We start from the raw sequence: 13,381 nt of genomic DNA, 5'->3' as shown, positions 1-13,381 counted from the left end.
AATCATGAAAAAAATAGCCCTATTCACCATTCTTACTTACTTTTTATGCTTTAGCCAATCGGCAGAAGCCCAAAAACAACCCGAGGCCAAGAAAGTCTTGGATGAAATGAGCCAAAAATTCCAAAGCCTCAATGGCTTTACAGCTGAATTTGACTTTACTTTTCAGGATGCCAGTGGAAGCTCAGAAAGACAAAGCGGAGAAATCGCCGTCAAAGGCGAGCAGTATCGGCTGAAACTACCCGAGCAAGAAATCTACAATGATGGTAAAACTGTCTGGACTTTTATTCAGGCTGATGGATACAAGGAAGTCACTATCAATGATGTGAGCCAAATGGAAGGCGAACTCACCCCATCCAATATCTACAGAATGTATGAATCCGGTTTTGACTACAAGCTACTGAAAGAGAAAGTCTACCAAGGCAAAAATGTAAATGTGGTGGAGCTAAATGCGACAAGTGCCAACGCGCCCTTTGAGCAGGTCAAGCTAATGATTGATAAAAGCAGCAAGGATCTCTTGGGCTGGGAAATGTACGACGGTCAAGGAGGAATGTATTCCTATACCTTTAAAAACCTAAAGCAAAATGCCAATCTCTCGGCTACCTACTTTGCTTTTGATGCCAAAAAGTATCCGGGCATTGAAGTGATTGATTTGAGGTAAGAAAATCAAAAATCCCGAAGATATTCCCTCTTTAGTAAAGTTCTTTAGTTGATCTCGACTGCACACTTCTTATAGATGACCAATCCAGCCAGTTTTGTATCAACTGTAAGCCGTACTCAGTGAGCAAGGCCTCGGGATGGTACTGAATCCCCAAAATAGGCAATTCCCGATGAACCAATCCCATGATTTCGCCTTCCGGAGTTTCTAGAATCGGCGATAGGCAATCGGGCAACCCCGTAAGCTGAAGGGAATGATAGCGGGTTACCGAATAGGTAGCAGGAATTTCATTCAATACCGGGTGATTTTGCACTCGGTGGACCTTATGTACTTTTCCATGAGTAGGCCGATGATTTTTGATCAATTTTGCCCCAAAAAATTCACCGATAGCTTGATGCCCTAGGCAGACCCCGAGTATCGGAACTTCCTGATGATACCGATCCAATATCTTCATCAGATTTCCGGATTGAATTGGGATTCCGGGGCCGGGGGAAAGGATCAGCCCCTTAAATTCAAATTGTGATAAGGTCTCCGGATCACTGTCATTTTGGACGATTTGTAATTCCTCTCCAGTCTGACGAATCAAATCTGCCAAAATATGGCTGAAAGAATCAAAATTATCGATTAACAGCAGCATCCCTTACCTTCTCAACCCACTCCTCCACGATCCCCTTGGTCGAATCCACCGGTGGGAAAAACGGTGCCAACGCATCAATCACAAAAGGCGCCATAGGCTCCACATAGCTGATCAACTCGGACTGTCTCTCCCATTTTTTGGGCAGATCCAAATCAAATTCTTTGGTAAACCAATAAAATAAGCTCAAAAAGAATCCTGCCTTGACCACTCCAAAGAAAATCCCCCCTATAGCGTCAAAAGTACCCAATATGGTCAAATCCATGAGCTTTTTGAGTGTCCAACCTACGACACGGATTAAAATCAAACTGATAAAAAAGATGAGCAAAAACCCCATCACAGGATAGGAGAGATTGACGTTTTCTACATTTTCACCTAGCCAAGCTGCAGCCGGCTCCATAAAGTAAAAACCCAAAACAATGGCCACTACAAAACCAATAAGCCCTAGAATACCTAAGAGAAAGCCTTGCTTATAACCCTCATAGGCACCTAGGACCAAAATCAGAACAATAGCGATATCGATATAGGACTGGGCTTCCACTTTAGCTATTCAAGAGTGACTTTACTTTATCTGCAATAGCCTTGCCATCTGCTTTTCCTGCCAATTCCTTGGAGGCCATCCCCATGACTTTACCCATATCTTTTGGACTGGAAGCTCCAGTTTTGGCTATGATTTCTTTGACCGCTTGAGTCAGTTCTTCCTCTGTCAGTGCCTTTGGCAAAAACTCCTGAATCACTTTTAGCTCCGCCATTTCTACCTCATGCAAATCAAATCTTCCTTGCTGTTCGTAGATATCAGCAGAGTCCTTGCGCTGTTTAGCAGCTTTCGTGAGCAACTTCATCTCATTATCAGCGGAAAGATCCCCTTTGACGCCGCCTTTGGTTTCTTCCAGCAAGATCAAAGACTTAACCGCCCGCAAAGCCGTCAATCGGTTTTTGTCCTTAGCAATCATTGCAGATTTAATTTCAGATTCTATGGTTTGTTTTAAACTCATTGCTAGTTAGATTATGTTGTAACTTTGTTTTCAATGCAAAAATACCCTTTTTAAGACGCGATATGACCAAGCTGAGTGTAAATATCAACAAGATTGCGACCCTACGCAATGCCCGGGGAGCAAATAACCCCAATGTAGTTTTGGTGGCACAAGATGCCGAACGATTTGGTGCAGAAGGAATTACGGTGCATCCCCGCCCCGATGAGCGCCACATTCGCTATCAGGATGTGTTGGATTTGGCAGAAGTGGTGACCACTGAATTCAATATTGAAGGCTATCCCGATCAGCGTTACATGGAGCTTGTAAAGCAAGTAAGACCCGCCCAAGCGACCTTAGTGCCTGATCCGCCTGATGCGATCACCTCCAATACCGGCTGGGATACGATTACCCATCAGAGTATGCTAAAAGACATCGTGGCCGAGCTTAAAGCATCCGGCTGCCGTGTTTCTATTTTCATCAATCCTGAGGCAAAATATTTCGAACCAGCCCAACTCACCGGTACGGATCGCGTAGAGCTTTATACAGAACCTTATGCTTCTCACTACCTGATAGACCGAGAAAAGGCCGTTGCTCCCTATGTGGAAGTGGCCCAAATCGCCAAAGAACTTGGGCTAGGATTAAATGCTGGGCACGATTTGGATTTGCAGAATCTGGCTTTTTTGAAGCATAAAATTCCATTTTTGGATGAGGTTTCCATTGGCCATGCACTCGTCTGCGATGCGCTTTATTATGGTCTGGAAAATACCATTCAGATGTACAGAAGACGCTTGGAGATTTGAGCAAATGAAATCGACACGATTAAAATCATCATTAAACACACAGGGCAATGCCCCTATATTTCGGGGTTAATCGTCAAAGATTCTCCCGAAGTTCGGGACAGGTAGTGACCTTTGAAAATCAATTATAGACACATCAAAATTTGAAGAAATTGTCTACTGTGTAGCAATGAATATTGAAAAAAGTTTACTCAAGTGTCAAGGATAAATCAAATCTCACTAAAAACTGCGTAAATCGTAATTCATAAATCGTAAATCGAATGAAATTAAATTTTAAAAAATCCGGATCCGGTCAACCCCTAGTAATCCTACATGGACTTTTTGGTTCGGCAGACAATTGGTTTTCCATCGCTCGAGAGCTGGAAAAAAACTACACGCTCTATTTAATCGATCAGCGAAATCATGGAGATTCCCCGCATGCAGATGAATGGAACTATCGAGTGATGGTCAAGGACCTTTTGGAGCTTTTTGACGATGAAGGGCTGAGCGAGGTTTTCTTGATGGGACATTCCATGGGTGGAAAAACGGCTATGAACTTTGCTTTGGCTCATCCTGATCGCGTAGAAAAGCTGATCGTTGCCGATATTGCTCCACGCTATTACTCGGTACACCATCAGACGATTTTAGAGGGGCTGAATTCCATCCCCCTTGCGGAAATCAAATCCCGGAAAGAAGCCGATGAGCATCTTTCCAAGTATATCGACGAAGCAGGAATCCGCCAGTTTTTACTCAAAAGCTTGGGTAGAGATGAGAATGGATTTGTGTGGAAAATCAACCTTCCGGTAATCACCAAAAACATCGAAGAGGTGGGGAAAGCCCTACCCCAAGACGGAAAGTACAAAGGCCCTACCTTATTCTTGGCTGGTGCCAATTCTAACTATATCCAACAAAGCGATTTACCAGATATTTTGGATCATTTCCCCAACTATGAGATTGAGTTTATTTCCGATGCCGGACATTGGCTTCATGCCGAGAAACCAGAGGCGGTGATTCAGCAGGTAAGAAAATTTTTAAAATAATCGACCCTAATTGACCCATGCCCCAAGGAAAGCTTTTTTTAATCCCCAATATTCTAGCTGAGAATACAGCCGATCAAGTCATCACTCCCCAAGTGCGTGAGGTGATCGCCCATACCAAAGTATTTTTGGTCGAAAATCTACGGACTGCCCGACGCTATATTTCCAGCCTTAAGCTGGGAGTGAACTTGGAGGAAGTCCATATGGAAATCCTCGATAAAAACACTCCGCCAGAATCCATCAACAGACTCCTTCAGCCGCTGTTTAAAGGTGCCGATGTGGGAATCCTATCTGAAGCAGGTTGTCCGGGAATCGCTGATCCGGGAGCTCTGGCCGTCGCTCACGCGCATACGCGGGGAATTCAAGTTGTACCCCTTTCCGGTCCCAGTTCCATGTTTTTGGCTTTGATGGGCTCGGGTTTTTCGGGTCAGTCCTTTGCCTTTCACGGCTATTTGCCCATTGATAAAAAAGAACGGGCTGCTGCTTTGAAAAAACTGGAAGCAGAGTCCCTGCGGGAAAAGCGGGCTCAGATTTTTATGGAAACACCCTTTCGCAACAATCAGCTATTGGAGGATTTGATTCGTACGCTTTCTCCCCAAACCAAGCTTTGCATCGCTAAGAATATTACCGCAAGGGACGAACTTATCCAAACCAAACCCATTCAAGATTGGAAGAAAAGTCCAATCGATCTGCACAAAATTCCCACCGTTTTTATCCTTCAAAGTTTCTAAGCTATGCTGACCATTGACGCCCACCTGGACCTGAGTATGAATGCCCTCGAATGGAACCGAGACCTTACCCGACCTGTCGCAGAGATTAATGCTCGAGAAAATGGGCTCAAAGACAAACCTGACCGCGGAAATGCGGTAGTTTCCCTTCCCGAACTCCGGAAAGGAAATATCGGCCTAGTCGTTGCTACTCAAATCGCCCGCTATGTCGCCCCCGATAATTCTCTTCCCGGTTGGCATTCCCCCGAGCAGGCCTGGGCCCAAACTCAAGGGCAGTTAGCATGGTACCAAGCCATGGTCGAAAAGGGAGAAATGCGGCAAATCTGCAATTGGGAAGAACTTCAGACACATTTAGCCCTTTGGAATAAAGCAGAGGATAAAAGTGAAGAGCCTGTTGGGTTTATTCTCTCTCTAGAAGGTGCCGATTCCCTCGTTAATCTGGATTATTTGGAAAAAGCCTACGAATACGGACTTCGGGCTTTGGGTCCGGCACATTATGGCCCTGGGAGATATGCGTTTGGGACGGATGCCTCGGCTCCCTTGAGTTATCAGGGGAAAGAATTGGTTCGGAAAATGGATGAACTCGGGATCATTCTCGATGCAACGCATTTGTGCGATTTGGCTTTTTGGGATGCTTTAGAGATTTTTCAGGGGCCGGTTTGGGCCAGTCATAACAATTGTCGGGCTTTGGTGGACCACAATCGGCAGTTTTCCGACGAAATGATCAAGGCCCTGATTGACAGAGGCGCGGTGATTGGAGGAGCTTTTGATGCTTGGATGTTGAGTCCGGGATGGGAAAGAGGGGAAAGTACTCCCAAAGAGCGAAATGTGACTATTTCTACTGTATTGGACCACTTGGATCATATTTGTCAGATCGCAGGCAATGCAAATCACATTGGAATCGGATCGGATTTGGATGGAGCTTTTGGGTCTGAGCAATGCCCTTGGGATTTGGAGACGATCGCAGATTTACAAAAAATTCCAGATTTACTTCAGAGGAGAGGTTACACTGAAGGCGATATCCAAAAGGTGATGTCAGACAATTGGTTGAACTTTTTAAAGAAGTCTTGGAGTTAAAGATGTGAAATTTTAATTAAAGCAATTTTTCATTGGGGTTGCATAAGTAAAGCATATTCAATTTCTTGCAAAAGAAATTGCCAACCCTTAAAATATGAATTACAGACATTTACTCACCTTTTTGGTGCTAGGATTGCTTATTTTCCAGGCCCAAGCCCAAAAACTCCAAATTACTGCCAACCACACCGATGCCAAATTTATCCTCTTAAACGACTATGACAATTCCGAAAAACAGGAATTGGGAACAGGAAGTATCGAGTACAAATTGGACAAAAACTCCAGAAACCGGATCAAAATCACGAAGCCAGGATACGATCCTTTAATAAAAGAATACAACAAGGATCTCAAATGGGATAAAAATCAGCGAGTCACCTTAGATACCCGAAGAATTGATATTACAGTAGAGCCTTTTGATGCTGAGATTTTTGTGGACGGAAGGAAAATTGGCACCAAAGCCATTTTCATGACTATTCCAAAAGATCGTTCAGCTACCTTAGAAATCAAAAAGCCCGGTTTTGCCCCGGTGACCAAAACCTATTATAATTCTCCCGAAAGAGAAACCCCTCCGATTAGAGAGTTTTTCGAACTCAAAAATCGTCAAGTTCGCGTAGAAGTACAGCCTGCAGATGGAGAGGTTGCCGTAAACGGCGTTATCGCTGGAAAAGGTAATCAGGATGTGATCATCCCCAACGGAGATTGCGTGACGGTCACTGTCAATAAGGAAGGCTTTGCGGAGTATACTCGAGTATTTTGCAATAAGCCGGGAATAGACCCTGAGCCACCGGTACGAGAAACAGCGACATTGGATGAGCGCTTGGTCAAAATCACTACAGTCCCCAATGATGCTGCAATCGAAGTGATGGGTCAGCGCGTGGGCGTGGGTTCCTATGAGTTAAAAATCCCGAAAGGTCGATGCATCACCGTACTTGTCTCCAAAGATGGCTTTGTGAAGTATTACAAAGACTATTGCAATCAAACTGATCGCAATACGCCTCCTGTGGCCGAAGCGATAGAAATGGCCCGAGACCAGGCTTATGACAACTCTGTATCTTCAGATTTGGCAAATGTCAGAATCACCGTTCCTGTGGATTCATCATATTCTGGAGAGGAAGCTTGGAGAATTTTGTCGTCCATTGTCACCCGCTATTTTGATATTTTAGAAACAGTAGATTATAATACGGGATATTTGACCACTTCCTGGCAAGTAGAGAATTTCAATTCCTCCGTGATTCGGACACGAGTAATCGTCAGTTCGGGGGGAAATTCCGATCAATTGGCCTACGCAGTCAAACTAGTCAGCCAAGCCGCAGACCTAAATGACCCCAGCCGTACTAAAGAAATCGTAACAGTCAAAGATGATGAGCTATTCCGCGATTGGTCAAGAATCATGATCAAGTATCAAGGTTTGATCGAAGAGATTCAGGCGCGATTACAATAAATTGCCTTTAAAAAATCAAAAAAACCTCGAGGATTGAATCTTCGAGGTTTTTTTCTAATCTCAATTATTTTTACCTCAACTAGCCTCAATTTAATTGTAATACCCTCAGCAACTATTTAAGCAAAGAAAAAATAGCTTACGAATATGAACTCGTACGGGTAGAAAGAAAAGATATCATTGCTAAACCTTCACAAGCCCAAATACATCAGAAAGAACAATAGTTCCAATCAGAAGCAGGGCACTACTGAAAAGGCCGAATATGCTATCCGAGGTTGACAGTTGGTCATCACAACCTAAAGTAAATAAGAGTAGAAGCTAGAACCTTTCTGGTATCTCAGATAATAACAAAAGGACAAATCAGACTATCGTTATCAGTAGATGCGAGAGAATCCAATAATCTTGTCTTCCTAATTGCCTTAATTCATTTATACCTTAATTGTCTATTCGGTTTTCTACCCTTCCAGATTTTCAAGAGTCCCTTCTCTAAATTCTTGACTTTTTGAAAGGATTTTGACTTTTCACCAGTCTCTTCATTTATATAAAGACTTCAATTTACTTTAAGCATTATAGATTTTACTCGGTGATCTTTTTCGAAATAGCCCATAGGTAGTTTCGTCCCACTATTCGGGATGCCATTTCCTACAGAATTTACTTCACTTGTGATTTTAACATTTTTATATGATTCTTAGAAAGTATCCCCTATTGGAATTATTCGGTTCTCTTAGTTTCCACCTCTTTTCTCACACCAAAATTGAAGCCGCTATTGCTTGTATTAAATGTAGGCGAAGACCGAGAATCCTTTACTTTGCTGTTTCATGTAAATTGTCCGCTTAGTTTCAATAGATAATTGTATCATGCGAGGATAATTTGTATTTAACCCCGATCTTAAAAATACAATCTACTTGAATTACTACAAATCAAATGAGAATAATACCACTTTTATTGATTCTGTCATTCTTTTCCATCAACCCTCCTGCTATTAGTCAAACATTAATTGATAATTCCAGCTCTCCCAATAAACTCCGGGTATTTATCGATGGCTGTGAGCGAAGAGATGGAGGTTGTGATATGGATTTTATCAGAACAGAAATTACGGCGGTTGACTTTTACAGGGATAATGAAATGGCGGATGTCTTTCTGCTCATTAACAATAATAGATCTGGTGGCGGTGGGCGTCAGTATCAGCTGATTTTTATAGGTCAGCAAAACCTCCATGCAGGAAGATCAGACACCCTTTACGTAAATAACAAACAAACGGATACCGACTTTGAAGTACGGGATAAACTGACCCGATTTATCAAATTAGGTTTGGCTCCCTATTTGGCAAAGACGAAAGCGGGAGAGGGTGTCGATATCAACATGAAGACGAGTCCTATTGCTCTGGAAGATACTCAACAGGAAAGCGTTGATTCCTGGGATTACTGGGTTTTTAATATTGGCAGTGATGCAACATTGAATTAGAGGAATTAAGCAGGCAAATCAATTATGGTGCAGATATAAATGTTAACCGGATCACGGATGATTGGAAAATTAACCTGTCTGGGAGAGTAAGCGAAAGGTTGAGAACCACGGTTCAAAAAGAACCAAGAGTTGATACCAATGGAAATCCGGTTCTTGATGAAAACGGCAATCCGATCATCGATGAAGTTGAGAACGATTTTGATGTATCAGAATTTGGATTTGGCCATCAGCTTGTAAAGTCTATTTCGCCCCAATGGTCTTATGGATACGATCTTGATGGCCGTCAGAACACGCGCTTTAATTATCAGTTTCAGGTCAGCTTCAGACCAGCCATAGAGTACAATTTTTTTCCTGAATCAGAGCAGAATTCCAAATTTCTACGAGTTAACTATGGAGTTGAAGTGAGGAACAATAGCTATGTCGAAGAAACGATTTACGGTGTAATGGATGAAACCAGGGCCCTCCAAAGCCTGAGAGTCAGTTTGGGATTAACTCAACGATGGGGTAATCTGCAGATTGGATATCGTCTGAGAAATTATCTGGATGATTTTAGCTTTTGGACCACAGGTTTGAATATTAGTACAGAAGTCCGTGTCACGGGGAATTTTTCTTTTTATGTTAGGGCAGAAGGCAACTACGTAAAGGATCAGATTTACCTAGCATCCGGAGATTTCTCCGAACAAGATATTTTGAGTGGGAGAGTAACCCTACCCTCAGCTTATACCATAGACACCAGATTTGGGTTTAATTATCGCTTTGGCTCGAACCTCAATAACTTCGTGAATCAACGATTTTTTGGACGGGCCAATTTTGTCGGAAATGATTAATATTTCATTCTGGGGATGATAGGGTCAAACAAATTGAAATGTTAAACGAACTATAACTGGAAAATATTCATTTCGACTCCGTTTGCAAAGCAGTGCTTTTAAAATCTCAATGTCTTTATTAAGGAAAGGACTATCGGGTCACCATTACTTCTGTTCTATCCCCGTCCGATTGCCGTGAGCCGGGCGGGCGTTGAACTACTTCATTAACTTTTCCTTAAGAAACTTCCTGCCTCTAAAGGTTTTAAAATGTTTTTCACCTTTGATTGCTTCTGACAAGCTTTCAAACTCCTCAAAATAAACCAACTCAAAAGGAAGGTAAGGCCGGATGGAAGTAGTCATTCTGGGATTATGCTACTCCAACCTCTTGGTAAGATCCTTGCAATGCCTCTTGTAAAAATAGTTGTGGAATTTGCTTTTCAGCACATACGCATGATAAACCACTTTCATTGCGAAGAAATTAAATGTAGCCCCGCCAAGAATCGAACTTGGATCTAACGTTTAGGAAACGCTTGTTCTTGGATCTGATTTTAATTCATTGAAAATCAATAAATTATATTTTTTAATTGCAGTAAAATAAGTCCCTTTTTTCCTCCAACTGCAAGATTACTGCAAAGTAAAAATCATTGAAATTCACGTCATCCTTTCAGTTGTCACCTACTTCTGAAAAATCGTGAGGAAGTGAATATGTAATTCGATTTCTTTCAAATCGAAATTCTACGATTTAGAGCGAGTTTAATTTTATCATCTTGGTAATTCTGACTTCTATTAAATCTTATCGAAATCCACCTATTTACTGTATTAAATTTAAAGAAGGTAATAAGATCTGAAGTCAAACTGAAACCTAAAATGATACTTATTTATTTCCTCCAGAATAGGGGTTTTAAAATTCTTAAGCTATTTTTAGTTTCATAAAAGTGGATTCTATGAAAAGATGCTCTAAACTTCTGTTGCTATTACTTTTTATTCTGGCTGCCTGCGATGATGGGGAGTCTATTCCCGATGGCCCACAAACGATCAGAAAAGAGAAAATTTCGGGATTTGTTCAGAAGGGTCCTTTTGTGAGTGGGACGAGCATATTAATGAGTGAGCTGAATTCTGAATTGACTCAGACCGGAAATATTTTTACATCCCAAATCACCAATGACCAGGGGCTTTTTGAGATCAACAATATTGAACTGACTTCCAGCTTTGTGGAATTCACTGCTTCGGGATTCTATTTCAATGAGGTATCTGGACAAATTTCGTCAGCGCCAATCACCTTGACCTCCTTGGCTGATCTTACCAATAAATCTTCCATTAATGTAAACGTACTAACCCATTTGGAAAAGAAGCGGGTTGAAACACTTATGAAGGAGGGGAAGACATTTGGCGAGGCGAAGGATCAGGCCAAACGGGAAGTGCTTTCAATCTTTTCGTTTGTTTTGGAAAGCAATGCTGATTTTGAAGATTATGATATTTCCAAGAACAATGAAGAAGGAGAAATCCTGCTAGCCATCTCCATCATCCTTCAAGGAAATAGAAGCGTAGGACAATTGACTGAGATTTTATCTAGAATTCAGAATGATTTTTCAGATAATGGTGTACTTGACGACAAAAATATTCTAAACTCTTTAATATCATCAACGTTAAATTTGGACTTAAAAAAGACTCGAGAAAATATTGAGAAGAGATTTATAGAGCTTAATTTTAATTCAACTATACCTAATTTTGAGGAAAGAATCATTCAATTTTTATCAACTCAAGATTATCAGATTAATCTTATAATTGAAGGTAAAGGTACTGTAGAAGAGAAAGTAGTATCTACTCCAAATGGAAGAAGTTATCCATTCCAAACCATTGTAGAACTCACCCCAGTTCCTGAAGAGGGGTGGGTATTTGATGGTTGGGGTGGAGATTTAAATGGTAAAGAATTTACAAAAATAGTTAAGGTTGATAGGGATATAAACGTAATTGTCAAGTTTCGACAACCGGTCTTTAGATTAGGGGAAAATGGAGTGACTTGTATTTGTGAAAATGTCCGGGCTGGTGAAAAAGGGGTAATAAATGGAGTCGAATTTGAAGTAGTAGATAATTCATTATTGAGACAACGAATAGAAGAAGGGGTTGATTTGAGTAAACTCTGCACCTCAATGGTTACAGATATGGAATCTTTGTTTTTACAACTGGTAACCTTTAACCAGTCAATTGGAAATTGGGACGTTAGTAATGTAACGAACATGAAATGGATATTTTCTCAAACCTCCTTTAATCAATCAATTGAAAACTGGGATGTGAGTAATGTGATCAATATGGTCGGAATGTTTGCACACTCCCCATTTAACCAACCCCTGGGTATCTGGAATGTTAGTAGTGTTACTGATATGAGTTATATGTTTATAGATTCTCCATTTAACCAACCCATAGGGAATTGGGATGTAGGAAATGTTACTGATATGAGTTGGATGTTCTCTGAATCAAATTTCAATCAACCTATAGGAAATTGGGATGTTCGAAATGTGGAAAATATGTATATGATGTTTAGGGAATCCCCATTCAACCGACCGATAGGAGATTGGAATGTTAGTAATGTCACCGATATGGGATTCATGTTTTTTAAAACTCCATTTAACCAACAATTAGAGAACTGGGATGTAAGTAGTGTTAGAAACCTGAAAGGAATGTTTAATGTCAGTCAGTTTAACCAGCCCATTGGAAATTGGGATGTAAGGAAAGTTAATGATATGACAGGTTTGTTTTTCACAACCCCATTCAATCAAAATATTTCGAGTTGGTGCGTAACGAATATTTTATCCGAACCGGATAAATTCTCAACTAACTCTCCTCTTTCTCCAGAATATAAACCCAAATGGGGTACTTGTCCTGATTAACAGATTTCACAAAAAAAGGATTATTTCTATCTGGTAAATAGTTAAAAATCAACAAAGTAGCCCCGACAGGAATCGAACCTGTATCTAAAGTTTAGGAAACTTCTAATTATTGGACCTGTATTTAGTATATTGAAAATCAATAAATTATAATTTTTAATTGCAGTAAAATAAGTCCCTTTTTTCCTCCAACTGCAAGTTTACTGCAAAGTAAAAATCAATGAAATTCACATCATCCTCTCAGGTATCACTTACTTTATGAAAATTTGAAGGAAGTATCAATCATCCAACCAATCTTGAAATTACTATTTGTGAAGATTCAGGATTTTTCTCATCCTCTCAGGTACCACCTACTTCTGAAAATTTGTGAGGAAGTTTCAAGGTAAACACCTATCGAAAAAACACGATTGGTACTTCTTGATTCTAGTAAAATCCAATCCAGAATTGACACAATTATTCAGATTTCTGGCAAACGGTGAATCAAATTAGTTTTACCATCTCAAACTGACACAAGGTGAATCATTTTTTCTACTTCCTATTTGGGCATGAATTCATTTTACAAGTGAGCATACCCCAATTGTTAGGACAGAATTCATTTGACTTCAAGTATACAGAGGCCGGTTGAGTTTTCCATATTTCCACGCCTGAAAATCCCTTTTTAGATTTTCAGAAGAGTGTGGGAATGTGGTAAACTCGTTTCACGCCACCTGCTCAATCATGGAATATGCTTCTGCAGGAATTCTGTTGTCCAGACTACTGTGCCTTCTACGGTGATTGTAATAATCCATGTATTCTGCCAGCTGTGCATAGAGATCCAATCCGTCCTGTGGTGGGTTGAGATAAATCTTTTCGTACTTGATGGTTCTCCAGAACCGTTCGATAAACACATTGTCTATGGCTCTTCCTTTGC

13 protein-coding genes are annotated in these 13,381 nt (G+C 40.9%); 9 read left to right on the top strand and 4 right to left on the bottom strand.

Translation table 11 applies throughout. The annotated features are described in order from the left end of the window. The first annotated feature begins 4 nt into the window (after nt 1-4). Complete coding sequence (locus BLQ57_RS18045) at nt 5-658, top strand: outer membrane lipoprotein periplasmic chaperone LolA1 (protein ID WP_087941027.1); 654 nt, start codon at nt 5-7, stop codon at nt 656-658. A gap of 31 nt (nt 659-689) precedes the next feature. Here the strand turns inward: BLQ57_RS18045 and BLQ57_RS18040 are convergent, their stop codons facing one another. From BLQ57_RS18040 to BLQ57_RS18030, 3 genes are read right to left on the bottom strand one after another with little or no spacing between them, the layout of a single operon-like run. Beyond that, the gene (locus BLQ57_RS18040; RefSeq protein WP_087941028.1) at nt 690-1,292 is read right to left on the bottom strand and encodes an anthranilate synthase component II; all 603 of its coding nucleotides are present in this window, start codon (nt 1,290-1,292) and stop codon (nt 690-692) included. After that, a complete protein-coding gene (locus BLQ57_RS18035; protein ID WP_169712798.1) occupies nt 1,273-1,830 on the bottom strand; it encodes a CvpA family protein in 558 nt (185 codons plus the stop codon). The genes BLQ57_RS18040 and BLQ57_RS18035 overlap by 20 nt, the downstream gene beginning before the upstream one ends. Before the next feature lies 1 nt (nt 1,831). Beyond that, nucleotides 1,832-2,284 carry a GatB/YqeY domain-containing protein gene (locus BLQ57_RS18030; RefSeq protein ID WP_087941030.1) on the bottom strand — a complete coding sequence of 151 codons (453 nt, stop codon included), beginning with the start codon at nt 2,282-2,284 and terminating at the stop codon, nt 1,832-1,834. Between the two features lie 62 nt (nt 2,285-2,346). Here BLQ57_RS18030 and BLQ57_RS18025 point away from each other — a divergent pair, with 62 nt between their 5' ends. The 8 genes from BLQ57_RS18025 (at nt 2,347) to BLQ57_RS17990 (ending at nt 12,474) form a co-directional block, all read left to right on the top strand. Next, nucleotides 2,347-3,063: a pyridoxine 5'-phosphate synthase gene (locus tag BLQ57_RS18025; RefSeq protein ID WP_087941031.1), complete on the top strand. Its 717-nt coding sequence runs from the start codon at nt 2,347-2,349 to the stop codon at nt 3,061-3,063. 257 nt (nt 3,064-3,320) lie between these two features. Then, on the top strand, nt 3,321-4,079 hold the full coding sequence (locus tag BLQ57_RS18020; RefSeq protein WP_087941032.1) for an alpha/beta fold hydrolase: 759 nt from the start codon (nt 3,321-3,323) through the stop codon (nt 4,077-4,079). A gap of 17 nt (nt 4,080-4,096) precedes the next feature. Beyond that, the gene (locus BLQ57_RS18015) at nt 4,097-4,807 is read left to right on the top strand and encodes an SAM-dependent methyltransferase (RefSeq protein WP_087941033.1); all 711 of its coding nucleotides are present in this window, start codon (nt 4,097-4,099) and stop codon (nt 4,805-4,807) included. A 3-nt stretch (nt 4,808-4,810) separates the two neighbouring features. Beyond that, entirely contained in the window at nt 4,811-5,881 is a 1,071-nt protein-coding gene (locus BLQ57_RS18010) for a dipeptidase (RefSeq protein WP_087941034.1), read from the top strand. 94 nt (nt 5,882-5,975) lie between these two features. Beyond that, nucleotides 5,976-7,319 carry a hypothetical protein gene (locus BLQ57_RS18005; RefSeq protein WP_087941035.1) on the top strand — a complete coding sequence of 448 codons (1,344 nt, stop codon included), beginning with the start codon at nt 5,976-5,978 and terminating at the stop codon, nt 7,317-7,319. Nucleotides 7,320-8,240: 921 nt separating this feature from the next. Continuing rightward, the gene (locus tag BLQ57_RS21370) at nt 8,241-8,780 is read left to right on the top strand and encodes a hypothetical protein (RefSeq protein WP_205635642.1); all 540 of its coding nucleotides are present in this window, start codon (nt 8,241-8,243) and stop codon (nt 8,778-8,780) included. 98 nt (nt 8,781-8,878) lie between these two features. Further along, on the top strand, nt 8,879-9,607 hold the full coding sequence (locus BLQ57_RS21365) for a hypothetical protein (protein ID WP_205635643.1): 729 nt from the start codon (nt 8,879-8,881) through the stop codon (nt 9,605-9,607). 1,079 nt (nt 9,608-10,686) lie between these two features. Further along, on the top strand, nt 10,687-12,474 hold the full coding sequence (locus BLQ57_RS17990) for a BspA family leucine-rich repeat surface protein (RefSeq protein WP_169712799.1): 1,788 nt from the start codon (nt 10,687-10,689) through the stop codon (nt 12,472-12,474). Between the two features lie 695 nt (nt 12,475-13,169). Here the strand turns inward: BLQ57_RS17990 and BLQ57_RS17985 are convergent. Beyond that, the coding region (locus BLQ57_RS17985; protein WP_139162804.1) for an integrase core domain-containing protein at nt 13,170-13,381 on the bottom strand (212 nt) is incomplete at its 5' end.

The sequence above is a fragment of the Algoriphagus faecimaris genome (assembly GCF_900101705.1).
Lineage (GTDB): Bacteria > Bacteroidota > Bacteroidia > Cytophagales > Cyclobacteriaceae > Algoriphagus > Algoriphagus faecimaris.
Note: the sequence above shows the minus strand (reverse complement) of the source record. Positions and strands in the feature narration are given on the sequence as shown.